The following is a 24,925-nucleotide window of genomic DNA, read 5'->3' as shown; positions in this document are numbered from 1 at the left end:
AGGGGGACGTTGCGATCATACGCACAGGCCCCTGCCAACGATGCGTGCATGGCTGCAACAGTTCGTGGTGCCACTGCCCGTGGAAACAGGCTGTTGCAGTCATGAACCCGGGCCTGTGTGACAATCGGCCCAGGACAGGGGGATCAGGATGACGAGCGGCTGGCGCCTGTGGTGGCGAGGCATCGCGGGAATGGGGCTGCTGCTGATGGCGTTCGCCGCAGCGGCTGCGCCCCTTGAAATGGCGGAAACACCACGCCTGCGCCGTTTCGGCGCGGCCGAAGGCATGCCCTCGCGCATGGTGCTGGCGCTGGCCGAGGATCGCCAGGGCCACGTCTGGGCCGCCACCGATGGCGGCCTGGTGCGCTACGACGGCAATGGCCTGCGGGTCTGGGAGCACGATCCGGAACAGCCGGGCTCGCTGCCGGGCAATGAGATCGAGACGCTGCTGGTCGATCCGCTGGACCGCGTCTGGGTGGGCATCAATGGCAAGGGGCTGGCCCGCCTGGATGCCGACCGTGAGCGCTTCAGGACCTTCGATGCGGTCAATGGCCCGTGCCTGGGCCAGTTCTGGACGCTGGCCTACGCCGAGAACGCTTTGTGGATCGGCACCAGCAGCCAAGGGATCTGCCGGTTCGGAGAGGACGGCAGCCTGCGCTTCTTCAAGCATGATCCTGCGCGCGCGGACGGCCTGCCCAGCAACACCATCTACAGCAGCCTGGTCGATGCGCGCGGGCGCCTGTGGATCGGCACCGAGGCCGGCGTGGCACGCTGGAACGGCCATGGGTTCGAGCCGGTGGCGGCGCGGGAGCTTGGCACGTTGAGCGTGCTGCGGATGGGCCGCGATCCGGATGGCTCGATCTGGATCGGCAGCCAGAACGACGGACTCTATCGCATCGATGCGCAGGACCGGGTCAGCCGCCCGCGGTGGACCGACAGCGCCCGCCTGCGTTCGGCACTGGTACTGGCCGACCGCCAGGGCGGCTACTGGGCGGGTACGTCCGACGGTCTGCTGCGCGGAGATGCCAGTGCGTTGTGGCGGCTCGACGGCGACCGCGGCAGTGGTTTCCTTACCGCCCAGAGCGGTGTGCTCGATCTGCTGCAGGACCACGAGGGCGGAGTGTGGGTGGCGCTGCTGACCCAGGGCCTGGCTTACCTGCCGCCGGACTGGCGCCGCTTCTCGATCTGGAACCAGCTCGATGGCAAGCCGTTGGACAGCCAGTACCTGCTGAGCGCGGCCAGCGACGGCCAGGCGTATTACGTGGGCTCGGCGCACGGCGTGTACCAGCTGGATGCGCACGGCACGCTGCGCCTGCTGGCCAGCGACCGCCAGATTGGCAGTGGCGCGGTGTGGTCTGTACTGCCGCGGCCGGACGGGCGCCTGTGGCTGGGCCGTGCCGGCCGCATCAGTGTGTACGACCCGGCCAGCCGCGCGCTGCAGGATTGGCGGATCGACGGTGGCGCCGACCTGCGCCAGCGTATCGATCTGATGCGGCAGGCCCCCGATGGCACGGTCTGGCTGTCGGTGATGAACCTGGGCCTGCAGCAGCGCAGCGCCGATGGCCGGGTGCTGCGCAGCTATCCGCTGGATGATTTCCGCAAGGCGGCCGATTCACCGATCGAACAGATCCGCTTCGATGCCCATGGCAAGGCGTGGGTCATGGGTGAAATGGGCATCTGGCGCGAGCAGGCGGGGCGCTTCGAGGCGGTGCCAGGGGTATCCAGCGGGCTGATCTTCGACCTGGTGTGGGTCGACCCGCAGCAGCTGTGGCTGGCCCGGCAGGGCGCGCTCGAACGCTACCAGTGGGATGGCATGAGCCTGCGCCTGATCCAGCGCGTTGATGGAAGTGCCGGCGTGCCGCCGGTGAGCATGGGCGGCCTGGCATTGGCCGACGACGGCCGGGTGTGGGCGACCACGCCGCGCGGCCTGTTGCGCTGGGATCCCAAGGCGCGGCGACTGCAACTGTTCAATGAACGCGATGGCCTGTCCGATGCCGAATTCACCAGCCGGCCTCCGGCAGTGAATGCCGATGGCCGCGTGCTCGCCGTCGCCCAGACCGGCCTGGTTGCCTTCGACGTGAATGCCGTTGACGTCGCGCTGCCGGCGTCGTCGCTGGTGATTGCCGAGGTACGCGTGCGCCGCGATGACGCACGCGGCTGGCAGCCACTGCCCGATACCGGCACCCTGTTGCTTGGGCCGGATGATCGTGACCTGCAGATCGACGCACGCCTGTTGTCGTATGCCAATCCACAGGGCAACCGCTACCGCTTCCGGGTGCGCGGCTATGACCAGGACTGGGTGGAGCAGGGCGGGGATGGTCAGCGTACGCTGTCCCGGCTGCCCACCGGCAGCTACGTCATCGAAGTGCAGGCGGCCACCGCCAACGGTGCATGGACGCCTTCGCAGCAGTTGAAGGTGAAGGTGCTGCCGCCGTGGTGGCGCAGTGGCATGGCGATCTTCGGCTACATCCTGATCGGTTCACTGCTGCTGCTCACCCTGGCCTGGTCGATCAGGGGGCGCCTGCGCCGTCGCCAGCAGTGGCAGTTGACCGTGCACAAGCAGGAGCTGGCCGAGCAGGCTTCGCAGGCCAAGAGTCGCTTCCTGGCCACGCTGGGCCATGAGGTGCGCACACCGATGACCGGCGTGCTGGGGATGAGCGAGCTGCTGCTGGCCACGCCGCTGGACCCGGTGCAGCGCAGCTATGCCGGCTCGATCCAGCAGGCCGGAAGCCACCTGTTGCGACTGGTCAACGATGCGCTGGACCTCGCCCGCATCGAGGCCGGCCGGCTGGAGCTGGACCTGCGTCCGTTCGATCTGGCCGGCCTGCTCGACCAGGTACAGGTGCTGATGCAGCCGATGGCCAAGCAGCGCAGGCTGGATTTCCAGCGTGGCGACGATCCGCCGGGTCCGGTCAGCGTCAGTGGTGACGAGATGCGCGTACGCCAGATCCTGCTCAACCTGCTGGGCAATGCGATCAAGTTCACCGAGCGTGGCCATGTCGGCCTGGCCGTACGCCTGGACGAAAACGGCGGGGGCGTTTGCTTCGAGGTGCACGACAGCGGGCCGGGCATCAACGCCGAGCAGCAGGAGCGCCTGTTCCACCGTTTCGAGCAGGCCGATGGCCCGCGCACGGCCTCGCGCTATGGCGGCAGCGGGCTGGGCCTTGCGATCTGCCAGGAGCTGGCGGTGGCGATGGGCGGGCGCATCGACGTGGAAAGCTCGCCGGGCAAGGGCGCGCGCTTCCGGGTGCGGTTGCCGCTGCCCTGGACGCGGCAGGCGGCCGCTGCCGCAGGTGACGTTCCGGCGCTGCCGGTACTGCCGCCGCTGCGCATCCTGCTGGTGGAGGACGATGCCACCGTGGCCGAAGTCATCGCCGGCCTGCTGCGCAGCAGGGGGCATGACGTCGTGCACGTGCTGCACGGCCTGGGGGCCTTGTCCGAGATCGCCACCGACGGCTTCGATGTTGGCTTGCTGGACCTTGATCTGCCGGCATTGGACGGCACCGCGATCGCCCGCCAGCTGCGCGCGCTGGGCTATGAGCTGCCGCTGGTGGCGGTGACCGCGCGTTCCGATGCCTATGCCGAGTCGCAGGTCCTCGCTGCGGGGTTCGATGGTTTCCTGCGCAAGCCGGTTACCGGCGACATGCTGGTGGCGGCGATCGTGCAGGCTCGTGCCAAGCGACAGGACATGGTCTGAAGGCGTCGGAGCCAGGCGTGAACGACGCGACTTTCGGTTTACCATGCCGACGCCCGCAGCGCGGGAATCATCAGGGCAGCGTGAGGAGGCAATCGGTGGCGTATCTGCGGGCAGCGATGCTGCTGCTGATCCTCCTGTGCGGCCTGTCACCCGCTGCCGCGCAGCCTGTGCCCCCGAGTCCGCGCCAGGTGACAGTGTTCGACGGCCTGCCGTCCAATACCGTCAACCGCATGGCCGAAGACCGCTACGGCTACCTGTGGATCGCCACCAACGACGGCCTGGCCCGCTACGACGGGCGCAACTACCGGATCTGGCGTTCGGAAGACGGATTGCGCGACAACCGGATCTGGACGGTGCTGGTCGATGCGCGCAACCAGCTCTGGATCGGGACCGAGAATGCCGGCCTGGTGCGGATGTCCGCCGACCGCCGCCAGCTGCACTTCTACGACCGCAGCAGCCAGCCGCTGATGGGGACCAACACGGTCTGGAGCCTGGCGGCCACGCCGGACGGTTCGGTCTGGTTCGGTACCCACGAGGGAGGGTTGTACCGGCTGGACAACCAGGATCGGCTGCAGCGCTTCCTGCCGGAGGCCAACAATCCGCGCAGCCTGCCGTCCGCATCGGTTCCGTATCTGGCAACCCTGGCCGACGGCAGCCTGTGGATTGGTACCAAGCATGGCGTAGCGCGCTGGACCGGGACCGACTTCGAACGTGTCGGCACCGACGTCATCCCCAGCCTGCTGATCAATGGCCTGACCGCCGAGCCCGACGGCAGCCTGTGGATCAGCACGATGGCCGGTGCCACCGTGCGCCGCCCCGACGGTCGCTTCGAGACACCGCCGTGGAAGCTTCCGCAAGGGGAGCAGGTGTTGGGCATGATGCTGCGCGACGAACAGGGCGGCTACTGGCTGGACACCCGGACCGGCCTCGGCCGTGCGGTCGACGGCCAGTACCAGGGCGTGCCGTTGTACAGCGCGGTGGCGCGTGGGCCGGTACGACCGAACTGGACCGGTGCCTACGAAGATCGTGAGGGTGGAATCTGGCTGGCCAGTACCAATGCCGGGCTGTGGCACCTGCTGCCCCGCTGGTGGCAGTTCTCGGTGCTGTCACGCTTGGAGGACGACCCCAGCTCGCTGCGCAACGCCTTCGTCCTGGGCACCAGCCCCTCCAGCAATGGCGGCATCTGGACGGTGGGCGGCCATGGTGCGCTGGACCGGTTCGACCCTAAGACCGGCAAGGTCGAACAGCACCGCACCTGGGTCAATGGCATGCACTGGCTGACCTCGGTGCGCGAGGATCGACGCGGCCAGGTCTGGATCGGTTCGAACGATGCACTGCTGCGCTATGACCCGAAGCTGCGCGATCTGCGCCGCTGGGGGCGTGATGCCGGTGCCGATGCCACCATGGAAGGGGTCATCGAATCGATGATGACCTGTGATGGCGACAGCCTGTGGCTGATGCTGCCGTCCGGCCTGCAGCAGCGCGACCTGGACGGGCGCCTGCGCCGCCAGCTGGACAATGGCCAGCGCGGCCTGCAGCAGGGGCAGCTCAACCTGGATGTCGAGTGCGGGCCGCAGGACCACATCTGGCTGGCCAGCAGCCGCGGCCTGCTGCAGTGGTTGCCGGAAAGCGAGCGCTTCCAGCCGGTACCGGGCGCCCCTGCGACCGCGATCCATGCGCTGCACGTAGGCCGCGATGGCCAGGTGTGGTTGTCCGAGGATGGCCGGCTGTCGCGCTATCGCTGGAGCCAGGGGCGGCTGGAACGGCAGGCGGTGGTCGGCGCCGAGCAGGGCTATCCGGCGATCTCCGCGTCGGGGTTGGTGGTCGACGCGCAGGGCGTGGCGTGGGCCACCAGTGCGCGCGGCCTGGTGCGGATTGGCGCCGACGGCCAGAGCGTGCGCCTGTATGGGGTGCACGATGGCCTGCCCAGCCAGGAATTCCGCGAGCACACCCTGGTGATGTCAGGCGACGGCCACCTGGTGGCGGGAACGCCAGCCGGCGTGGTGGTGTTCGATCCGGAACTGGTGCGGCCATCGGTGCGGCGCGCGCCCCTGGTGATCGAACGGGTCGAGGTGCGCCGCAACGAGCAGGTGCTCGACCTGACCCATGACACGCCGCTGCAGATCGTCGATGGTGATCGCGACCTGCGCATCGTCGCGCGGCTGCTGTCGTTCGCCGATTCGGCCTCCAATACCTATCGCTACCGCCTGGCCGGCTACGATCCGGATTGGGTCGAAGTCGGGCCGGCCGGTGAGCGCCTGTTCTCGCGACTGCCCCCGGGCAGTTATCGGCTGGAAGTGCAGGCACGCTCGGCCGACCATGTCTGGTCGCGGGTGCAGGGCCTGGAGTTCCGCGTGCAGCCGCCATGGTTGCGCAGCCTGTCTGGCCTGCTGGTGCTGGCCTCCATCGCGTTGCTGCTGACCAGCTGGTTCGCCTGGTTGTACCGGCGTCGCCTGCAGCGTCGTCACGCCTACCAGCTGGCGTTGCACAAGCAGGAACTGGCCGAGCAGGCCTCGGCGGCCAAGACCCGTTTCCTGGCCAACCTCGGCCACGAGATCCGCACGCCGATGACCGGCGTGCTGGGCATGAGTGAACTGCTGCTGGCCTCGCCGCTGGACCCGCAGCAGCGAGGCTACACGCAATCGATCCGGCATGCCGGCGAACATCTGCTGCACCTGGTCAACGACGCGCTGGATCTGGCGCGGATCGAATCGGGGCGGCTTGAACTGCAGCACAAACCCTTCGCGCTGAGCTGCCTGCTGCAGGATCTGGCTGCGCTGATGGGACCGCTGGCCGCGCAGAAGGGCCTGCGCTTCACCCTCGACAACCAGCTGCCGCCCGGCCTGCAGGCCACCGGCGATGCGATGCGGGTGCGGCAGATCCTGCTCAACCTGCTCTCGAATGCGGTCAAGTTCACCAGCCGTGGCACCATCACGCTGCACGCGCGAAGCGATGGTGAGCTGCGCGCGCTGCATTTCGAGGTGCGCGACACCGGCCCGGGCATCAGCCAGGAACAGCAGCAGCGCCTGTTCCGGCGCTTCGAGCAGGCCGACGGTGCACGTACCGCCGCACAGTACGGCGGTAGCGGCCTGGGCCTGGCGATCTGCCGCGAACTGGCGCAGGCGATGCAGGGGCGCATCCAGGTGGAAAGCCAGCTGGGCCGCGGCACCTGCTTCGGGGTTACCCTGCCGTTGCCGCTGGTGGTGGATGCCAGTGCCGAAGCCGAGGGCGGAACGCATCGCGAGGAGGCTGCGAACATGCCACCGCTGCGGGTGCTCCTGGTCGAGGACGACGCGACCGTGGCCGACGTGGTGCGCGGCCTGCTGAGCGCACGAGGCCACGAAGTGGTACATGCCGGCCATGCGCTGGCGGCGCTGCGCGAGATCAGTGCCGGCGATTTCGACGTCGGCCTGCTCGATCTGGACCTGCCGGGCCTGAGCGGATTCGAGCTGGCCCAGCACCTGCGCAACCAGGGCTACATGCTGCCGCTGCTGGCGGTGACCGCGCGTACCGATCCGGACCTGCAGCAACAGGTGGAAGCGGCAGGTATTGGTGGCTTCCTGCGCAAGCCGGTGACCGGGGAACTGCTGGTGGAAGCGATTGCCCGGGTGATGGGCAGGTAGGGACGCGGCAGGGCCTGCGGCCCTGCACCCGCCGGATCAACGTCAACATCAAAAGCGTGCATTCCGTGGGATGGCGGGGTGGGTCCGGTTGCGGGGGCCGCTGCAAGTACGTCCATGTAAGCTCGGTCGCCGCATCCATGCGGCTCACGCCCCCGCAACCGGACCCACCCCGCCTTCGACAGTTTTCCGCGATCTGTCGGATCTGACCCCAGATGTATTTCGATATCTGACAGATGTGTCGACCAAGGTCGACACCCACCAACAGCAGCGACCATCTGTCAGAGGTGGGGCGGTGTCGGGTTGCGGGGTGTCCGCGGCATGGATGCCGCGGCCAAGCCCCCATGGACGGGTTCACGGCGTCCCCGCGACCCGACACCGCCCCACCAACCCACGGAGTGCCCGCTCTTGATGTTGACGTTGCCGTTGCCGTTGCCGTTGCCTGCAGCAGGTGCAGGGCCGCAGGCCCTGCCGACCCCCTCACTCGGCCACGTGCTCGACCTGTCGTGGCTCCGGCTTGGTGTCCGGCAACTGCCAGAAGATCATCGTCGACGTCAGCGTGATCGCGCCCACGCACAGGAACGTGGCATGCAGCGCAGCGGTGGCACTGTTGCTGTCCAGGTGGGTACCGAACGCAGCCAGCAGGCTGCCCGCCGCGGCAGCACCGAAGCCGGCCGCGAGCATCATCACCATCGACAGCAGGCTGTTGCCGGAACTGGCGAACTCGCGGTCGAGATCGCGCAGGGTCACGGTGTTCATCACGGTGAACTGCAGCGAATTGACCGCACCGAAGAACGCCAGCTGCAGCAGGCGCCACGCCAGGTGCTGGCCCGGCGTCATCAGGATGAAGCTGGCCATCGCCAGCCCCACCAGCACGGTGTTGACCATCAACACGCGGCGGTAGCCGTAACGCTCGACCAGCTTCACCGCCAGCTTCTTCGACACCATGCCGGCCGCAGCGACGGGCACCATCATCAGGCCGGCGTTCATCGGGCCCAGGCCCAGGCCGACCTGCAGCAGCAGCGGGATCAGCATCGGCATGGCACTGCTGCCGATGCGCGAGAACAGGTTGCCAAGAATGCCGATGCGGTAGCTGGGCACGCGGAACAGTGCCAGCGAGAACAACGGCGCGGTGGAGTTGGCGGCATGCAGCCAGTAACCCACCAGCGCCGCCAGGCCGGCAACGGTCATCAGCATCACCAGCGCGTGCGGGGTGCCGAGCCCGGAGATGCCGTCCAGTGCCAGCGACAACACCACCATCGCAAAGGCCAGCATGACGTAGCCGCGCAGGTCGAAGCGGGTGCGATGGCTGGCGTAGTGGTCGGGCATGATCTTCATCGCGGCGATGAAACCGATCACGCCGATCGGCAGGTTGATCAGGAACACCCAGTGCCAGGATGCGATCTCGACCAGCCAGCCGCCCAGGGTCGGGCCGATCAACGGGCCGACCAGGGCGGGGATGGCGATGAAGCTCATCGCGCGCAGGAAATCCTCGCGCGATACCGAACGCATCACCGCCAGGCGACCGACCGGCAGCAGCATCGCGCCGCCAATGCCCTGCAGCACGCGCGCACCGACCAGCTGGTGCAGGTGCTGGGCCAGCGCGCAGGCCAGCGAACCGAGAGTGAACAGGATGATCGCCACCAGGAAGGTGCGCCGCGTGCCGTAGCGGTCGGCGATCCAGCCGGAGGCAGGGATGAAGGTGGCTACCGCCAGCGCGTAGCTGAACACCACCGACTGCATCTGCAGCGGGCTCTCGCCCAGGCTGGCCGCCATCGCCGGCAAGGCCGTGTTGACGATGGTCGAATCCAGCATCTGCATGAAGATCGCCAGCGACACCAGCCACAGCAGGGGGCGGTGGCGGGTGTAGTTCGATGACGATGTGGACATGGCGTGCGGCCGGTGCAGCGTGGGGGACGCCATGATCGCGCAATGCGGGTCACGGCGCGATCAACATCGCGCCGTGGTTGCCTGCGCAGTGCTCAGCGCTGGCTGTGCGCGTGCACCGCGTCGACCAGTACCTGCACGTGCGCCGGGTCCATGTCCGGTGACATGCCGTGGCCGAGGTTGAACACATGGCCCTCGCGCGAACCGCCATTGCCGGCGGCGTAGGTGTCGAGTACGCGCGCGGCGGCTGCGGCGATGGCATCGGGCGAGGCGTACAGCGTGGTCGGGTCGAGGTTGCCCTGCAGGGCAACGCGGCCACCGGTGCGGCGCAGGGCCTCGTCCAGGTCCAGCGTCCAGTCCAGGCCGAGTGCATCGGCGCCGGTCTGCGACAGCGGTTCCAGGTGCAGGCCCGTGCCCTTGCCGAACAGGATCAGCGGGGTACGCTCGCTGCCTTGGCCGCGCTCCAGGCCCTGGGCAATCCGCTGCAGGTAGCGCAGCGAGAACTCGCGGTACATCGCCGGCGACAGCACGCCGCCCCAGGTGTCGAACACCTGCAGGGCCTGCGCACCGGCCGCGCGCTGCGCGCCGAGATAGGCAATCACCGCCTCGGTGGTCACTTCCAGCAGGCGGTGCAGGGCCTGCGGGTGGTTCAGCGCCATCGCCTTGATGCGCGCGAAGTCCTTGCTGCCGCCGCCTTCCACCATGTAGCAGGCCAGTGTCCATGGGCTGCCGGAGAAGCCGATCAGCGGCACCTGGCCGTCCAGCTCGCGGCGGATCAGCCGCACCGCGTCCATCACATAGCCCAGGTCCTGTTCCATGTCCGGCACTGCCAGCCTGGCGATGGCGGCTTCATCGCGCACCGGATGGCGGAATTTCGGGCCTTCGCCTTCGACGAAGTACAGCTCCAGGCCCATCGCATCGGGAATGGTGAGGATGTCCGAGAACAGGATGGCCGCGTCCAGCGGGAAGCGGCGCAGCGGCTGCAGGGTGACTTCGCAGGCGATCTCCGGGGTCTTGGCCATGGCCAGGAAGCTGCCGGCCTTGGCCCGGGTCGCACGGTATTCCGGCAGGTAGCGGCCGGCCTGGCGCATCAACCAGACGGGGGTGCAGTCCACCGGTTCGCGGCGCAGGGCGCGCAGCAGGCGATCGTTGCGGAGAGGGCTGGTCACGATGGGCATTCCTTGGGCGAAAGTTGGCAGCGGCGTCAGTCGCCGTGCGAAAGGATCTGGAAGCCGCGATGCAGTTCGGCATCACGGGCCTTCTCGAAGGCGTGGCGTGCTTCATCGGCCTGCAGGAACAGCTCGCGCCGAAGCTGCGAGCGGCCACCGACGCGACCGCTCTCGCGCAGCAGTTCCCAACCGCCGAACAGGTCCGGCTGCAGGCTCAGGCGCAGGAAGCGCGGCGCCTGCGCACCGGCATCGGGATGTTGCAGGTAGACGTGCATGGCGCTGATTGTAGCGGGGCACGGGTGACCCCTGCCGCAACGTGGTAGTGCCGGCCGCTGGCCGGCAACGTCAGCAACGGGGAAGCCGGCCAGCGGCCGGCACTACCGGGCCGACAGCACCTTCAGCACCGCTGCCTCATCCACGTCCGGCACCACTTCGGCACGGCCCATGCCCCGCCACAGCACCAGGCGCAGGCGGCCGGCCACGTTCTTCTTGTCCAGCCGCATGCGGCCGAGCAGGGCCTGCGGGTCCAGCCCTGCCGGGATCGCCACCGGCAGGCCGAGCCGTTCAAGCAGTGCCTGCAGGCGAGCGCGATCGGCATCGTCGGCCAAGCCGAGATCGGTGGACAGCTTCGCCGCCAGCACCATGCCCACCGCCACCGCTTCGCCGTGGTTCAGCGCATCGCGGCCCGGGGCCGAGTAGCCCTGTTCGGTCTCGATGGCATGGCCGAAGGTGTGGCCGAGGTTGAGCAGGGCGCGCTCGCCCTTCTCGAACGGATCGCGTTCGACAATCGCGGCCTTGTGCCGGCAGCTGCGTGCGATCGCTTCGGACAGCACGCCGTCTACGCCAGCAACCAGCGCCTCGGCATTCTGCTGCAGCCAGTCGAAGAAGGCGGCATCGCCCAGCGCACCGTACTTCACCACTTCGGCCAGGCCGGCACGCAGTTCGCGCGGTGGCAGGGTGGCCAGCACGCGGGTATCAGCGATCACCGCGCGTGGCGGGTGGAAGGCGCCGACCAGGTTCTTGCCAGCCGGGATGTCCACCGCGGTCTTGCCGCCCACCGACGAATCGACCATCGCCAGCAGGGTGGTCGGCAACTGCACGCAGTCCACCCCGCGCATCCAGCACGCCGCAGCGAAGCCCGCCAGGTCACCGACCACGCCGCCGCCCAGCGCGAACACGCAGGCATCGCGGGTGGCACCCAACGTGGCCAGCGCTTCGATGGCGCGGCCGAACTCGGCCAGGGTCTTGGAGGCTTCGCCCGCAGCCAGCACGTGTTCGCCGATGATCAGGTCAGGACGAGCCGCCAGCAGCGTCTGCTTCACCGACGCCAGATAGCGCGGCGCGACTTCGCTGTCGCTGAGCAGCAGCACGTGGCGGCCGCGAACGTGCGACGCCAGTGCGGCGCCATCGGCCTGGGCACCGGCGCCGATGGTGATGGGGTAGGGGCGGTCGCCGCCAACGGCGACCTGCAGCAGGGCGGGGGAGGTCATGCGGTCAGGTCCTGGCGCTGCCATTGCGTGGCCAGCTTGACCACCAGATGGGCGGTCGCGTCGGCAGCGGTGTATGGGTCGGTATCGAGGGTGAGGTCGGCCAGCTCGCGGTACAGCGGGTCGCGGTGTGCGGCCAGATCGTGCAGCACCTGCTCGCGGTCCGGGCGCTGCAGCAACGGCCGGCCCTTGTCGCGGGCCAGGCGTTCCAGCTGCGCGGCCACACTGACCCGCAGGTAGACCACGAAACCACGCCGGGCGATCAGCGCACGGTTGCCGGGGTCCAACACTGCACCGCCGCCGGTGGAGACCAGCTGGCCACGGCCTTCCAGCACGCGTGCCAGCGTCTCGCGTTCATGGCTGCGGAAGCCGGCTTCGCCCGAATGCTCGAAAATGGTGGGGATGCTGGCGCCGGCGGCATCGACGATGGCCTGGTCGACATCGACGAAGTCCAGCGTGAAGCGCTCGGCCAGGCGGCGGCCGATGCAGGTTTTGCCGGCGCCCATCGGGCCGATCAGGATCAGGTTCGGAGCAGGATTCATGCCCTCTGATGCTAACACCTCCGTGCCCCGGCCTTTACGTTCTTCACGTCAGGGTAGGCGTTCCTGCGGGGTCTCCCGCGCCAGCCGGAGTACAGGCCATGACGGTCGCCAAGGTCATCGAAATCACCGCCTCCTCGCCGAAGAGCGTGGAGGACGCCGTGCGCAGCGGACTGAAAAAGGTCTCCGAGACGGTCAAGGGCATCCAGGGCGCCTGGGTGAACGAGACCAAGGTGGTCACCAACGGCAGTGGCGAGATCACCGAATGGCGGGTCAACCTGCGGGTGACGTTCCTGGTGGAGTAGGTGGCCTCAGCGCACGCCCTGGACCTGGCGCTGCCCGTCCAGCACCACCACATGGTCGGCCAGGGCGGGCAGGGCCTGCAGCGCCTGACGGCTGACCCGCTCGTAGTACTGCACGAAGCGCTCCAGCTGCGGCCGGCTCATGCCGTGCCGGCCCGGCTGTGCCGCCTGTAGATTCTGTTCCTGCTGCCAGCGCCAGCGCGGCACCACCGAGAAGTCGGGTGGCTGCAGGAACCACAGGCGGTGGCAGCGCTGCCACAGCGCCGGGTAGTCGCGGGCCAGCGCCTGGTTGCACCAGCGCCGCCAGCGGCCATCGGTGTCGGCCTCGCGTTCCAGTGCGTTCAGCGGGCTTTCCAGTGCCTCTTCATCCTGCGCGGGCGTGCCGAGGAACCAGCCTTCGAATACCAGCAGGTCCAGCGGTTGTTGCAGGCGAGGCCACTGCGCCTCGGGCAGGCGCTCATCGGCCAGCTTGTCGAAGCGTGGCATTGCGAAGGGCTGGCGCGCGGCCACGGCGTCGAGCACGGCGTGGGCCAGTGGCAGATCGTGGGTACCGGGCGGGCCGCGGGTGATCAGCAGTGGGTGTACCTGGCGGGCTAGCCGTTGACGCTGCACCCGGGTGAGGTAGACGTCATCGATCGACAGCGTGGCCGCGTTCAGGCCGCGTGCCTGGGCGCGTGCCACCACCTGCGCGGCCAGCGTCGATTTGCCGCTCCCCTGCAGGCCGCTGATCGCCAATACTGGAACTGCCGTGCCGCTGCCCAGCACATCGTCCAGAACCCGCTCGGCCAATGTTTCGGGGAATCCTTTCACCTGGGGCATATACGCAGCAGCGACCATGCAGCCACAATAGCCCAAACCGTGTGAGAAGAACGCAATCATGAGCGACCTGTACGCCGAAGCCCTGTCCACGTTTGCCGGCCTGTTCGAAGAGGCCAAACAGAGCCGCGAGGTCGAGCCGAACGCGATGACCGTGGCCACCGCCGATGTCAACGGCCGGCCGTCGGCGCGCACAGTGCTGCTGAAGGCGTTCGACGAGCGCGGCTTCGTGTTCTACACCCACCTGGACAGCCACAAGGGCCAGGAACTGCAGGCCAATCCGCAGGCCGCGCTGCTGTTCCTGTGGCGCAGCCTGCGCGAAGCCGGCATCCAGGTGCGCATCGAAGGCCGTGTCGAGCAGGTGGCCGACGCCGAGGCCGATGCCTATTTCGCCAGCCGCCCGCGCATGAGCCAGATCGGCGCGTGGGCCTCGCAGCAGTCGAAGACCCTGGCGACGCGTGAGGAATTCGACGCGCGCGTGGCCGAGATCGAAGCCCGCTTCGAAGGCAAGGACGTGCCGCGCCCGGAGGGTTGGAGCGGCCTGCGCGTGGTGCCCGACCGCATCGAATTCTGGTACGGCGCGCAGTTCCGCCTGCACGAGCGCTGGTGCTATGAGGCCGGTGCCGAAGGGCGCTGGAGCAAGCGGCTGCTGTATCCGTGAATGACGCGGCCCGGCTGACGTGTCCTCTGTAGGGCCGAGCCATGCTCGGCTGCTTTTGTAGAGTCGAGCTTGCTCGACTGCTCTATACCCAGTCGAACAAGCTCGACTCTACGAAAGCGGGTTGTCGTGTTCGGACTGGCCCGCTTCATCTGCGAGCAGGCTGCCGGCCGGCACACTCCGATGGATTTCCTCGACTTCCGGAGTTGCCATGCCGTCCTTGCGCTGCCTGTTCGCCGTGCCATCACCGCGTCGTGGCGTGGAAGCGTCCCTGCTGCTGCTCGCCCGTATCGTCGCCGGGGTCATGTTCTGTGTATCCGGCTGGAACAAGGTGTTCACCGAGGCCGGGCGCGAGCGCATGGTGCATACGCTGGTCGACGCCGGCATTCCGTTCCCGGCGTTCAGTGCGCCGGTGCTCGGCGCGATTGAGTGGATTGCGGGTGGACTGCTGGTGTTGGGCCTGTTGAGCCGCCCCTCGTCCCTGCTGCTGGCGGCGATCTGTGCGGTGGCGGCACTGACCGATGGCATTGCACGCATTCCGGCAGGACTGAGCGTGCCGGACTGGCTGAGCTGGTTCTTCTACCTGAGCGAAGTGCCACTGGGCGTGCTGTTGCTGTGGATAGCGGCAGTGGGCAGTGGCCGCTTCGCCATCGAGGCACGCTGGGCGCGCTCGCGCCATCTGTAGAGTCGAGCTTGCTCGACTGATTTTCTGTGGGGCCGAGCCATGCTCGGCTGATTTTCTCTAGTCGAGCAAGCTCGACTCTACAGCCCTTCCGCGCGCAGCCAGCGCCACAGCGTGGTGCGTGACACGCCCAGCGCCTGCGCCATGCCTTCGCGGTCATTGCGGTGTTCCTGCAGCACGGCTTCCAGCTGCGCACGCGGGGGGCGCTTGCCGTTGCTTTCCACCGGCATGGCAGGGGTGCCCTCGCGCATCAGCTCCGGTGCCAGCTGCATCAACCGCGCGGTGTTGATCAATTCTTCGCCCGGCTGCCAGTGGATGCGCAGGCGATCCACCAGGTTGCGAAGCTCACGCACGTTGCCGGGCCATTCGGCGTTGGTCAGTGTGGTCATTGCAGCCTCGTCCAGCGGCGCGTCGATGCCACGCAGCTGGCGGAAGAAATGCCGGGTCAGCAGCGCAATGTCACTGCGCCGCGCACGCAGCGCGGGCAGGGCGATGCGCAGCGCGGCCAGGCGGTAGTACAGATCGCGGCGGAAGCTGCCGGCCGCCGCGCGCTGTTCCAGTGACTGCAGGGTGGCAGCGACTACGCGCAGGTCCACCGGGGTCGGTTCGGTGGCACCCACGCGCAGCACTTCGCGTTCTTCCAGCACCCGCAGCAGGCGGGTCTGCAGCGGTAGTGGCAGTTCGCCGATTTCATCCAGGAACAGGGTGCCGCCATCGGCCGCCTCGACCAGGCCGACACGGCCCCCCCGCCGCGCGCCAGTGAAGGCGCCATCGCTGTAACCGAACAGCTCGGCCTCCAGCAATGATTCGCTGATCGCACCGCAGTTCAGCGCCACGAAGCGTCCACGACGGCCACTGGCCGCATGCAGCTGGCGCGCGACCAGCTCCTTGCCGGTACCGGTTTCGCCGGTGACCAGCACGGTGCTGTCGTGTGGTGCGTACAGCGCGATCTGCGCGCGTACCTGTGCCATTGCCTCGCTGTCGCCGAGCAGGGCATGCGCATCACTGCGCGGGGCGGCGCGCCGGCGCGCTGCCGGCCGGCTGCCACCGGAGCGGGCCAGCGCCTGGGTCAGTTCCAGCGCGTGTTCAAACGCCTGCCGCACCGAATCGGCCGAATACAGCAGCACGCCCGGCAGGCCGGCCTGCTCGGCGTGGTCGATGGCCATGCCGGTGCCGACGATCACCTCGATGCCGTTGGCGCGCAGGTCTGCGATGCAGTCGCGCGCGTCCTCGCGGGTGACAAAGCGCCGATGCTCGATATCCAGGCCGAAACTGTGCTGGAAGTTGCTGAATACCGGTACGTCACTGGCGTGGGTGACCAGGCCGATGCGGCTGGCGATGCGCCGTGCACGCGCCAGTGCCTCCATCAGGTCGAAGCCGTTGGCCTGGATGGGCACCAGCGGCAGGTCGAGCCGGCCGCGCAGCCAGGCGGCATTGGAGCCCCCGGCAATCACCACGTCGCAGTGTTCACGGCGCAGGCGCTGGCCGATCACCTCCACCGCTTCCTCGAAGCCGAGATTGATCTGCTCGATGCGCGCACGGCGGTCGAACTCGGGAATGACGTCGCCGAGCAGGCCGGTCAGGCGCGAGACGCTGACCGTCCAGATCACCGGACGGCCGGGGTCGGTGTCGGCATGGCGCAGGGGCGAGCGGGGCAGGTACATGGCGGTGGCACGGGCGAGTGGTGTTTCATGATACATCCGTTTCAATGTTTCATATGTTTCATATGTTTCATTGTTGCGCCATGGTCATGCCTTTGAAATCAACGGCTTGCAGCTTGGCACGGTGTTTGCGCCTACCCCTGCGTTCTTCAACCTGGATTGCCGCATGACCGCTTCCACTCCTTTTTCCGCCGGTGCCCGCTTCCGTGAGGCGCTGGCTGCCGAATCGCCGCTGCAGGTGATCGGCGCGATCAACGCCAACCACGCCCTGCTGGCCAAGCGCGCCGGCTTCCGCGCCATCTACCTGTCCGGTGGCGGCGTTGCCGCCGGCTCGCTGGGCCTGCCGGACCTGGGCATCAACACCCTGGAAGACGTGCTGGTGGACGTGCGTCGCATCACCGATGTCTGCGACCTGCCGTTGATGGTCGACATCGACACCGGCTTCGGCCCGAGCGCGTTCAACATCGCGCGCACCGTGAAGTCGCTGATCAAGGCCGGCGCGGCCGCCTGCCATATCGAAGACCAGGTCGGCGCCAAGCGCTGTGGCCACCGCCCGGGCAAGGAAATCGTCTCGCAGGGTGAAATGGTCGACCGCGTGAAGGCCGCGGCCGACGCCAAGACCGATCCGGACTTCTTCCTGATCGCCCGCACCGACGCCATCCAGGTGGACGGTGTGGACAAGGCCATCGAGCGCGCCATCGCCTGCGTCGAGGCCGGTGCCGATGGCATCTTCGCCGAGGCCGCCTACGACCTGGACACCTACCGCCGTTTCGTCGATGCGGTGAAGGTGCCGGTGCTGGCCAACATCACTGAATTCGGTGCCACCCCGCTGTTCAGCCGCGATGAACTGGCCTCGGCCGGCGTCGCCATCCAGCTGTTCCCGCTGTCGGCCTTCCGTGCCGCCAACAAGGCCGCCGAGAACGTCTACCAGGCGGTCCGCCGCGATGGCCACCAGCGCAACGTGGTGGAGACCATGCAGACCCGCGAGGAACTCTACGACCGCATCGGCTACCACGCCTTCGAGCAGCAGCTCGATGCCCTGTTCGCCGCCAAGAAATAAGCAGTACCCTGCACCATCAGTTTTCGGAGGGAAAACATGAACGATACGACCGCAACCCCGACCTTCAAGCCGAAGAAGTCCGTCGCCCTGTCCGGCACCGCCGCCGGCAACACCGCGCTGTGCAGCGTCGGTCGCAGCGGCAACGACCTGCATTACCGCGGCTACGACATCCTGGACCTGGCCAACACCAGCGAGTTCGAGGAAATCGCCTACCTGCTGGTGCACGGCAAGCTGCCGACCCGCGCCGAGCTGGTTTCGTACAAGGCCAAGCTGAAGTCGCTGCGTGGCATTCCGGCTGCGGTCAAGGCCGCGCTGGAGGAACTGCCGCCGTCGGCGCACCCGATGGACGTGATGCGCACCGGCGTGTCGGTGCTCGGCTGCGTGGCACCGGAGAAGGACGACCACAACCACCCGGGCGCGCGTGACATCGCCGACAAGCTGATGGCCTGCCTCGGTTCGATGCTGCTGTACTGGTACCACTGGAGCCACAACGGCCGCGCCATCGACGTGGAAACCGACGATGACTCGATCGGCGGCCACTTCCTGCACCTGCTGCATGGCGAGAAGCCGCAGGATTCGTGGGTGAAGGCGATGCACACCTCGCTGATCCTGTACGCCGAGCACGAGTTCAACGCCTCGACCTTCACCTGCCGCGTCATCGCCGGCACCGGCAGCGACATGTACAGCGCGATCTGCGGTGGCATCGGCGCGCTGCGCGGCCCGAAGCATGGCGGCGCCAACGAAGTGGCGTTCGAAGTGCAGAAGCGCTACGACAACCCGGACGAGGCCGAGGACGACATCAAGGCCCGCGTCGAGCGCAAGGAAGTGGTGATCGGTTTCGGCCACCCGGTCTACACCGTCTCCGATCCGCGCAACAAGGTGATCAAGGACGTCGCCCGCGAGCTGTCCGAGGAACAGTCGAGCATGAAGATGTACGACATCGCCGAGCGCCTGGAATCGGTGATGTGGGACATCAAGAAGATGTTCCCGAACCTGGACTGGTTCAGCGCCGTCAGCTACCACATGATGGGCGTGCCGACCGCCATGTTCACCCCCCTGTTCGTGATCGCCCGCACCGCCGGCTGGAGCGCGCACATCGTCGAGCAGCGCATCGACGGCAAGATCATCCGCCCGAGCGCCAACTACATCGGCCCGGAAGACCGCGACTTCGTCGCCATCGACAAGCGCGTCTGATCCACCTGCTGTATCCATCCGGCCGGCCTTGCGCCGGCCGGATGCTTTCGCCGCCGCACCGCCGGCACCCGGCCCGCCCCAAGTACTCCGCCAGCCCATGAATACCGATTACCGCAAGACCCTTCCCGGCAGCACGCTGGATTATTTCGACGCGCGTGCCGCCGTCGATGCGATCCAGCCCGGCGCCTATGCCACCCTGCCGTACACCTCGCGCGTGCTGGCCGAGAACCTGGTGCGTCGCTGCGATCCGGCCACGCTCAGTGATTCGCTGAAGCAGCTGATCGAGCGCCGTCGCGACCTCGATTTCCCGTGGTTCCCGGCCCGCGTGGTCTGCCATGACATCCTCGGCCAGACCGCATTGGTCGATCTGGCTGGTCTGCGCGATGCGATCGCCGACAAGGGCGGTGATCCGGCCAAGGTCAATCCGGTGGTGCCGGTGCAGCTGATCGTCGATCACTCGCTGGCGGTGGAGTGTGGTGGTTACGACCCGCAGGCGTTCGAGAAGAACCGTGCCATCGAGGATCGCCGCAACGAAGACCGTTTCCACTTCATCGACTGGACCAAGCTGGCGTTCCAGAACGTGGACGTGATTCCGCCCGGCAACGGCATCATGCATCAGATCAACCTGGAGAAGATGTCGCCGGTGGTCTACGTGCAGGACGGTGTTGCGTTCCCCGATACCTGCGTGGGCACCGACAGCCATACCCCGCACGTGGATGCGCTGGGTGTGATCGCGATCGGTGTAGGCGGACTGGAGGCGGAGAACGTGATGCTGGGCCGCGCCTCATGGATGCGCCTGCCCGATACCGTCGGCGTCGAACTGCGTGGTCGCCCGCAGCCGGGCATCACCGCCACCGACGTGGTGCTGGCCCTGACCGAGTTCCTGCGCAAGGAGCGCGTGGTCGGCGCGTGGCTGGAATTCTTCGGCGAGGGTGCGGCGGCACTGACCATCGGTGACCGCGCCACCATCTCCAACATGTGCCCGGAATACGGCGCGACCGCGGCGATGTTCTACATCGACGCGCAGACCATCGATTACCTGCGCCTGACCGGCCGCGAGGAATCGCAGGTGGCGCTGGTGGAAAACTATGCGCGCACCACCGGCCTGTGGGCCGATGACCTGGCCACAACGCAGTACGAGCGCGTGCTGCGTTTCGACCTGTCCAGCGTGGTGCGCAACATGGCCGGCCCGTCCAACCCGCACAAGCGCGTGGCCACCGCCGAGCTGGCCGAGCGCGGCATTGCCGACGAAGCCAAGCTGGAAGCGGGCAAGGCCGAGCAGGCGCAGGGCCTGATGCCCGATGGTGCAGTGATCATCGCGGCCATCACCAGCTGCACCAATACCTCCAATCCGCGCAACGTGATCGCCGCCGCATTGCTGGCGCGCAATGCCAATGCGCGTGGCCTGCAGCGCAAGCCGTGGGTGAAGTCGTCGCTGGCGCCGGGCTCGAAGGCCGTGCAGCTGTACCTGGAAGAGTCCGGCCTGCTGCCGGACCTGGAACAGCTGGGCTTCGGCATCGTGGCGTTTGCCTGCACCACCTGCAACGGCATGAGTGGCGCGCTGGACCCGAAGATCCAGCAGGAAATCATCGACCGTGACCTGTACGCCACGGCTGTGCTGTCGGGCAACCGCAACTTCGATGGCCGCATCCATCCGTACGCCAAGCAGGCCTTCCTGGCTTCGCCGCCGCTGGTGATCGCCTACGCCATCGCCGGCACTGTCCGCTTCGATATCGAGAAGGACGTGCTGGGTGTGGATGCCGACGGCAACGAAGTGCGCCTGAAGGACATCTGGCCGAGCGATGCTGAAATCGATGCCGTGGTGAAGGCTTCGGTGAAGCCCGAGCAGTTCCGCAAGGTCTACAACCCGATGTTCAACGTGCGCGTGGAGCATGGTGCCGCAGTCAGCCCGCTGTACGACTGGCGCCCGCAGAGCACCTACATCCGCCGCCCGCCGTACTGGGAGGGTGCATTGGCCGGTGAGCGCACGCTGGCCGGCATGCGCGCGCTGGCCGTGCTGCCGGACAACATCACCACCGACCACCTGTCGCCGTCCAACGCGATCATGGCGTCGAGTGCCGCTGGTGAATACCTGGCGAAGATGGGTTTGCCGGAAGAAGACTTCAATTCGTACGCCACCCACCGCGGCGACCACCTGACCGCGCAGCGCGCCACGTTCGCCAATCCGAAGCTGTTCAACGAGATGGTGCGCAACGACGACGGCAGCGTGAAGCAGGGTTCGCTGGCGCGCGTGGAGCCGGAAGGCAAGGTCATGCGCATGTGGGAAGCGATCGAAACCTACATGGACCGCAAGCAGCCGCTGATCATCATCGCCGGCGCCGACTACGGCCAGGGCAGCTCGCGTGACTGGGCCGCCAAGGGCGTGCGCCTGGCCGGCGTGGAAGCGATCGTGGCCGAGGGCTTCGAGCGGATTCACCGTACCAACCTGATCGGCATGGGCGTGCTGCCGCTGGAGTTCAAGCCGGGCACCACCCGGCTGACCCTGGGCATCGACGGCAGCGAGACCTTCGACGTGGTCGGCGAGCGTACTCCGCGTGCCGAGCTGACCCTGGTCATCCACCGCCGCGACGGCCAGGACGTGATCGTGCCGGTCACCTGCCGCCTGGACAGCGACGAGGAAGTGGCGATCTACGAGGCCGGTGGCGTGCTGCAGCGCTTCGCCCAGGATTTCCTGGAAGGCGCCAGGGTGGCGTGATGCCGGGCTGAATGCCTGCCCCCAGAGACCGGGGGCGGGCTTGTCCGACACCTGGGCAGGGCGCACACTGACTTGGCAAAAACTGCCAATGGAGGGTTTCATGGCCACCATGAACATTTCGCTGACCGATCCGCTCAAGCAGTTCGTGGACGAAGAAGTGCGCGAAGGCGGCTACTCCAGTACGTCGGATTATGTGCGTGACCTGATCCGCCAGCGTCAGCGCATCAAGGCTGAAGAGCTGCTCAAGCAGCTGATTGCAGAGGGGCTGGCGTCGGGGCCTTCGGCGCCTCTGCCGCCGGATCACTTCGACAAGCTGCGTGAGCGTGCACGGAACCGCAAGTGAAACCCTCGCATTGGTTCCCTGCAGCGGTTCGAGATCTTGACCAGGCAGCAGGCTGGTATGCAGATCAAGGCGGGGAAGTGCTGGAAATCGGCTTCATCGATGCGGTGGAATCTGTTGTAAAGCTGATCGAGGCCCACCCCGGTGCCGGTTCCGCACTGCATGCGGGTCTGTTGCCCTCGCTGCCAGCGCCATTGCGTTTTCATCCGGTTCGTCGCTTCGACGGCTACCTGGTCTACTACGTGGAGCTACCTGCGCACGTTTCCATCGTGCGCATCTGGAATGCTTCGCGGGGCATGGAAGCACTGTTCGAAGACGAGGAGCTCAACCTCGATATTGGTTCGTCGCAACCAGGATACTGATCCATGACCTTCCTTCCCCAACTCCGTATTCCCGCCACCTACATGCGCGGTGGCACCAGCAAGGGCGTGTTCTTCCGCCTGCAGGATCTGCCTGAAGCCGCGCAGGTGCCGGGCGCCGCACGCGATGCACTGCTGATGCGCGTGATCGGTTCGCCCGATCCGTATGGCAAGCAGACCGACGGCATGGGCGGTGCCACCTCCAGCACCAGCAAGTGCGTGATCATTTCCGCCGCTTCGGTGCCTGACCACGACGTGGATTATCTGTACGGCCAGGTCTCGATCGAAACCGCCTTCGTCGATTGGAGCGGCAACTGCGGCAATCTCAGCACCGCGGTCGGCCCGTTCGCGATTGCCAACGGCCTGATCGATCCCGCCCTCGTGCCGCGCGATGGCCTGTGCACCGTGCGCATCTGGCAGGCCAACATCGGCAAGACCATCATCGCCCACGTGCCGATGCGCGATGGGCAAGTGCAGGAGACCGGCGATTTCGAGCTGGATGGCGTGACCTTCCCGGCCGCCGAAATCCAGCTGGAATTCATCGATCCCTCCGACGACGGTGATGCCGGCGCGATGTTCCCCACCGGCAATCTGGTGGACACCCTCGACGTACCCGGCGTGGGCAGCTTCGAGGTGACCATGATCACCGCCGGTATTCCGACCATCTTCCTCAACGCCGCCGACCTGGGCTACACCGGCACCGAACTGCAGCCGGCGATCAACGAGGACAAGGCGGCGCTGCAGAAGTTCGAAGCCATCCGTGCGCATGGAGCGCTGCGCATGGGCCTGATCTCGAAACTGGAAGACGCCGCCACCCGCCAGCACACGCCGAAGGTGGCCTTCGTGGCGCCGGCACAGGACTACGTGTCGTCCAGCGGCAAGGCCATTGCGGCCTCGGCCATCGACCTGCACGCGCGCGCGCTGTCGATGGGCAAGCTGCACCACGCGATGATGGGTACCGCGGCCGTGGCGATCGGCACCGCGGCGGCGATTCCAGGCACCCTGGTCAATCGTGCCGCCGGTGGCGGCGAACGCGAGGCGGTGACCTTCGGCCATCCCTCCGGCACGCTGCGCGTGGGCGCGCAGGCCGGCCGCGTTGACGGCCAGTGGACGGTGACCAAGGCCATCATGAGCCGCAGTGCCCGCGTATTGATGGAAGGCAAGGTGCGGGTGCCGGCCGAATAGTGCTCTGGTAGCTGCCAACCTTGGTTGGCTTGGTGCACGGGCAACCGTGCACCGCAACGAGGAGATCGACGATGTCCAGCAACCCCGTTCCATCCAACGAACGTGCAGCGTGGGATGCGCTGCTGGTGGACATTGTCGACTACGTGCGCGACGCGCGCATCGACTCACCGCTGGCGTTCCAGACCGCGCATCACTGCCTGCTCGATACGCTGGGCTGCGGGCTGGAAGCGTTGTCCTTCCCGGCCTGCAGCAAGCTGCTCGGGCCGCTGGTGCCGGGCATCAGCGTGGTCAACGGCGCGCGCGTGCCGGGTACGCACTACGTGCTGGACCCGGTGCAGGCCGCCTTCAACCTCGGCGCGATGGTGCGCTGGCTGGATTTCAACGACACCTGGCTGGCCGCCGAATGGGGTCATCCCTCGGACAATCTCGGTGGCATCCTCGCCGTCTGCGATTGGCTGGGGCGAAACGCACAGGCCCTGCGTCGCGCGCCGCCGACCCTGCATGACGTGCTGCTGGCGATGATCAAGGCGCACGAGATCCAAGGCGTGCTGGCCCTGCAGAATTCGTTCAACCGGGTCGGGTTGGACCATGTGGTGCTGGTCAAGGTGGCCACCACGGCGGTGGTCGCGCACCTGCTCGGGCTGGATCGCGAACGCATGCTCAATGCGCTGTCGCTGGCCTGGGTTGATGGCCAGGCGCTGCGGACCTACCGTCATGCGCCCAACACCGGCTCGCGCAAGAGCTGGGCGGCGGGCGATGCGACCAGCCGTGGCGTGCGCCTCGCCTTGATGGCGGCCAGTGGCGAGATGGGTTACCTAAGCGTGCTGAGCGCACCGACCTGGGGCTTTGAGGCAGTGTCGATGCATGGCCAGCAGCTGACGCTGGGGCGGCCGCTGGGCAGCTATGTGATGGAGAACGTGCTGTTCAAGATCAGCTACCCGGCCGAGTTCCACGGCCAGACCGCGGTCGAGGCCGCGATCACGCTGCACCAGCAGCTGCGCGCGACGGGGCGCCGGGTCGAAGACATCGCGCATATCGCGATCCGCACCCAGGAAGCCTGCATCCGCATCATCGACAAGCAAGGCCCGCTGCACAATCCGGCCGACCGCGACCACTGCGTGCAGTACATGGTCGCCATCGCGCTGCTGCATGGGCGGCTGGTGGCCGAGGATTACGAGGACGACGTTGCCGCCGATCCGCGCATCGACGCGCTGCGCGCGAAGATGGCCTGCCATGAAGACCCACGGCTCAGCGCCGATTACCTTGACCCGGACAAGCGCAGCATCGCCAACGGCCTGAGCGTGCGTTTCACCGATGGCAGCGAACTGCCGGAGGTGCTGGTGGAGTACCCGCTGGGCCATGCCCGGCGCCGCGAGGAAGGCATTCCGCTGCTGATGGACAAGTTCCGCCGGCACCTGGCCCACCGTTTCCCGACCGTCCAGCAGCAACGCATCCTGGCAGCGTCGCTGGACCCGGTGGCGCTGGCGGCGATGCCGGTGACCGACTACGTGGACCTGTACCTGCCGGGGTAGGGGCGCGTTGGTGGGTGCCAACCT

Annotated in this window: 19 protein-coding genes; 12 read left to right on the top strand and 7 right to left on the bottom strand. The window is 67.4% G+C overall.

All coding sequences use genetic code 11. The features are described from left to right. Positions 1–148: 148 nt before the first annotated feature. Together N5C18_RS16045 and N5C18_RS16040 are read left to right on the top strand one after the other, a co-directional pair. A complete protein-coding gene (locus N5C18_RS16045) occupies positions 149–3,694 on the top strand; it encodes an ATP-binding protein (RefSeq protein ID WP_279945116.1) in 3,546 nt (1,181 codons plus the stop codon). Between the two features lie 95 nt (positions 3,695–3,789). Further along, entirely contained in the window at positions 3,790–7,317 is a 3,528-nt protein-coding gene (locus N5C18_RS16040) for a hybrid sensor histidine kinase/response regulator (protein WP_279945115.1), read from the top strand. A 477-nt stretch (positions 7,318–7,794) separates the two neighbouring features. Here N5C18_RS16040 and mdtD read toward each other — a convergent pair whose 3' ends face one another. The 5 genes from mdtD to N5C18_RS16015 form a co-directional block, all read right to left on the bottom strand. Next, a complete protein-coding gene (gene mdtD / locus N5C18_RS16035) occupies positions 7,795–9,204 on the bottom strand; it encodes a multidrug transporter subunit MdtD (protein ID WP_053450517.1) in 1,410 nt (469 codons plus the stop codon). Between the two features lie 92 nt (positions 9,205–9,296). Continuing rightward, positions 9,297–10,379, bottom strand: a complete 1,083-nt coding sequence (gene hemE / locus N5C18_RS16030; RefSeq protein WP_271262362.1) for a uroporphyrinogen decarboxylase — start codon at positions 10,377–10,379, stop codon at positions 9,297–9,299. Between the two features lie 26 nt (positions 10,380–10,405). Further along, the gene (locus N5C18_RS16025) at positions 10,406–10,645 is read right to left on the bottom strand and encodes a WGR domain-containing protein (RefSeq protein WP_019660053.1); all 240 of its coding nucleotides are present in this window, start codon (positions 10,643–10,645) and stop codon (positions 10,406–10,408) included. A gap of 102 nt (positions 10,646–10,747) precedes the next feature. After that, positions 10,748–11,860: a 3-dehydroquinate synthase gene (aroB, locus tag N5C18_RS16020; RefSeq protein ID WP_279945110.1), complete on the bottom strand. Its 1,113-nt coding sequence runs from the start codon at positions 11,858–11,860 to the stop codon at positions 10,748–10,750. Continuing rightward, entirely contained in the window at positions 11,857–12,399 is a 543-nt protein-coding gene (locus N5C18_RS16015) for a shikimate kinase (protein ID WP_279945109.1), read from the bottom strand. Before N5C18_RS16015 ends, aroB begins: the two co-directional genes overlap by 4 nt. Positions 12,400–12,497: 98 nt before the next feature. Here N5C18_RS16015 and N5C18_RS16010 point away from each other — a divergent pair, with 98 nt between their 5' ends. Continuing rightward, positions 12,498–12,701 carry a dodecin family protein gene (locus N5C18_RS16010; RefSeq protein ID WP_005410663.1) on the top strand — a complete coding sequence of 68 codons (204 nt, stop codon included), beginning with the start codon at positions 12,498–12,500 and terminating at the stop codon, positions 12,699–12,701. A gap of 6 nt (positions 12,702–12,707) precedes the next feature. On the opposite strand, the gene N5C18_RS16005 is transcribed toward N5C18_RS16010, so the two are convergent. After that, entirely contained in the window at positions 12,708–13,535 is an 828-nt protein-coding gene (locus N5C18_RS16005) for a kinase (protein ID WP_271260446.1), read from the bottom strand. Between the two features lie 40 nt (positions 13,536–13,575). On the opposite strand from N5C18_RS16005, the gene pdxH reads away from it, so the two are divergent. Continuing rightward, a complete protein-coding gene (gene pdxH / locus N5C18_RS16000; protein ID WP_049457955.1) occupies positions 13,576–14,175 on the top strand; it encodes a pyridoxamine 5'-phosphate oxidase in 600 nt (199 codons plus the stop codon). 208 nt (positions 14,176–14,383) lie between these two features. After that, positions 14,384–14,857 (top strand): DoxX family protein, encoded by a 474-nt coding sequence (locus tag N5C18_RS15995; RefSeq protein ID WP_279945106.1) that lies wholly within the window; start codon positions 14,384–14,386, stop codon positions 14,855–14,857. Between the two features lie 77 nt (positions 14,858–14,934). Here the strand turns inward: N5C18_RS15995 and prpR are convergent, their stop codons facing one another. After that, entirely contained in the window at positions 14,935–16,518 is a 1,584-nt protein-coding gene (prpR, locus tag N5C18_RS15990; protein ID WP_279945104.1) for a propionate catabolism operon regulatory protein PrpR, read from the bottom strand. A 163-nt stretch (positions 16,519–16,681) separates the two neighbouring features. Between prpR and prpB the strand changes: the two genes are divergently transcribed. The 7 genes from prpB (at position 16,682) to N5C18_RS15955 (ending at position 24,901) form a co-directional block, all read left to right on the top strand. Next, positions 16,682–17,575, top strand: coding sequence for a methylisocitrate lyase (gene prpB, locus N5C18_RS15985; protein ID WP_010482769.1), 894 nt, complete (start codon positions 16,682–16,684; stop codon positions 17,573–17,575). Positions 17,576–17,611: 36 nt separating this feature from the next. Beyond that, complete coding sequence (prpC, locus tag N5C18_RS15980; RefSeq protein ID WP_279945103.1) at positions 17,612–18,769, top strand: 2-methylcitrate synthase; 1,158 nt, start codon at positions 17,612–17,614, stop codon at positions 18,767–18,769. 97 nt (positions 18,770–18,866) lie between these two features. Next, positions 18,867–21,485 carry a Fe/S-dependent 2-methylisocitrate dehydratase AcnD gene (gene acnD / locus N5C18_RS15975; RefSeq protein ID WP_279945102.1) on the top strand — a complete coding sequence of 873 codons (2,619 nt, stop codon included), beginning with the start codon at positions 18,867–18,869 and terminating at the stop codon, positions 21,483–21,485. A 100-nt stretch (positions 21,486–21,585) separates the two neighbouring features. Next, positions 21,586–21,828 (top strand): type II toxin-antitoxin system ParD family antitoxin, encoded by a 243-nt coding sequence (locus tag N5C18_RS15970; protein ID WP_279945101.1) that lies wholly within the window; start codon positions 21,586–21,588, stop codon positions 21,826–21,828. Continuing rightward, complete coding sequence (locus tag N5C18_RS15965) at positions 21,825–22,187, top strand: type II toxin-antitoxin system RelE/ParE family toxin (protein ID WP_006463488.1); 363 nt, start codon at positions 21,825–21,827, stop codon at positions 22,185–22,187. The genes N5C18_RS15970 and N5C18_RS15965 overlap by 4 nt, the downstream gene beginning before the upstream one ends. Positions 22,188–22,190: 3 nt before the next feature. Further along, positions 22,191–23,369, top strand: a complete 1,179-nt coding sequence (prpF, locus tag N5C18_RS15960) for a 2-methylaconitate cis-trans isomerase PrpF (RefSeq protein ID WP_279945100.1) — start codon at positions 22,191–22,193, stop codon at positions 23,367–23,369. A 71-nt stretch (positions 23,370–23,440) separates the two neighbouring features. Next, a complete protein-coding gene (locus tag N5C18_RS15955; RefSeq protein WP_279945099.1) occupies positions 23,441–24,901 on the top strand; it encodes a bifunctional 2-methylcitrate dehydratase/aconitate hydratase in 1,461 nt (486 codons plus the stop codon). Positions 24,902–24,925: the final 24 nt, after the last annotated feature.

Origin of the sequence: Stenotrophomonas sp. GD03930 (assembly GCF_029839665.1) — a bacterium.
GTDB lineage: Bacteria > Pseudomonadota > Gammaproteobacteria > Xanthomonadales > Xanthomonadaceae > Stenotrophomonas > Stenotrophomonas forensis.
Note: the sequence above shows the minus strand (reverse complement) of the source record. Positions and strands in the feature narration are given on the sequence as shown.

Coding starts and splice junctions, on each gene's coding strand:
- N5C18_RS15970 (WP_279945101.1), top strand. CDS start 21,586: ATGGCCACCATGAACATTTCGCTGACCGATCCGCTCAAGCAGTTCGTG.
- N5C18_RS16015 (WP_279945109.1), bottom strand. CDS start 12,399: ATGAATCCTGCTCCGAACCTGATCCTGATCGGCCCGATGGGCGCCGGC.
- N5C18_RS16010 (WP_005410663.1), top strand. CDS start 12,498: ATGACGGTCGCCAAGGTCATCGAAATCACCGCCTCCTCGCCGAAGAGC.
- N5C18_RS15995 (WP_279945106.1), top strand. CDS start 14,384: ATGCCGTCCTTGCGCTGCCTGTTCGCCGTGCCATCACCGCGTCGTGGC.
- pdxH (WP_049457955.1), top strand. CDS start 13,576: ATGAGCGACCTGTACGCCGAAGCCCTGTCCACGTTTGCCGGCCTGTTC.
- prpC (WP_279945103.1), top strand. CDS start 17,612: ATGAACGATACGACCGCAACCCCGACCTTCAAGCCGAAGAAGTCCGTC.
- aroB (WP_279945110.1), bottom strand. CDS start 11,860: ATGACCTCCCCCGCCCTGCTGCAGGTCGCCGTTGGCGGCGACCGCCCC.
- prpF (WP_279945100.1), top strand. CDS start 22,191: ATGACCTTCCTTCCCCAACTCCGTATTCCCGCCACCTACATGCGCGGT.
- N5C18_RS16045 (WP_279945116.1), top strand. CDS start 149: ATGACGAGCGGCTGGCGCCTGTGGTGGCGAGGCATCGCGGGAATGGGG.
- mdtD (WP_053450517.1), bottom strand. CDS start 9,204: ATGTCCACATCGTCATCGAACTACACCCGCCACCGCCCCCTGCTGTGG.
- prpR (WP_279945104.1), bottom strand. CDS start 16,518: ATGTACCTGCCCCGCTCGCCCCTGCGCCATGCCGACACCGACCCCGGC.
- prpB (WP_010482769.1), top strand. CDS start 16,682: ATGACCGCTTCCACTCCTTTTTCCGCCGGTGCCCGCTTCCGTGAGGCG.
- N5C18_RS15955 (WP_279945099.1), top strand. CDS start 23,441: ATGTCCAGCAACCCCGTTCCATCCAACGAACGTGCAGCGTGGGATGCG.
- N5C18_RS16025 (WP_019660053.1), bottom strand. CDS start 10,645: ATGCACGTCTACCTGCAACATCCCGATGCCGGTGCGCAGGCGCCGCGC.
- N5C18_RS16005 (WP_271260446.1), bottom strand. CDS start 13,535: ATGGTCGCTGCTGCGTATATGCCCCAGGTGAAAGGATTCCCCGAAACA.
- acnD (WP_279945102.1), top strand. CDS start 18,867: ATGAATACCGATTACCGCAAGACCCTTCCCGGCAGCACGCTGGATTAT.
- hemE (WP_271262362.1), bottom strand. CDS start 10,379: ATGCCCATCGTGACCAGCCCTCTCCGCAACGATCGCCTGCTGCGCGCC.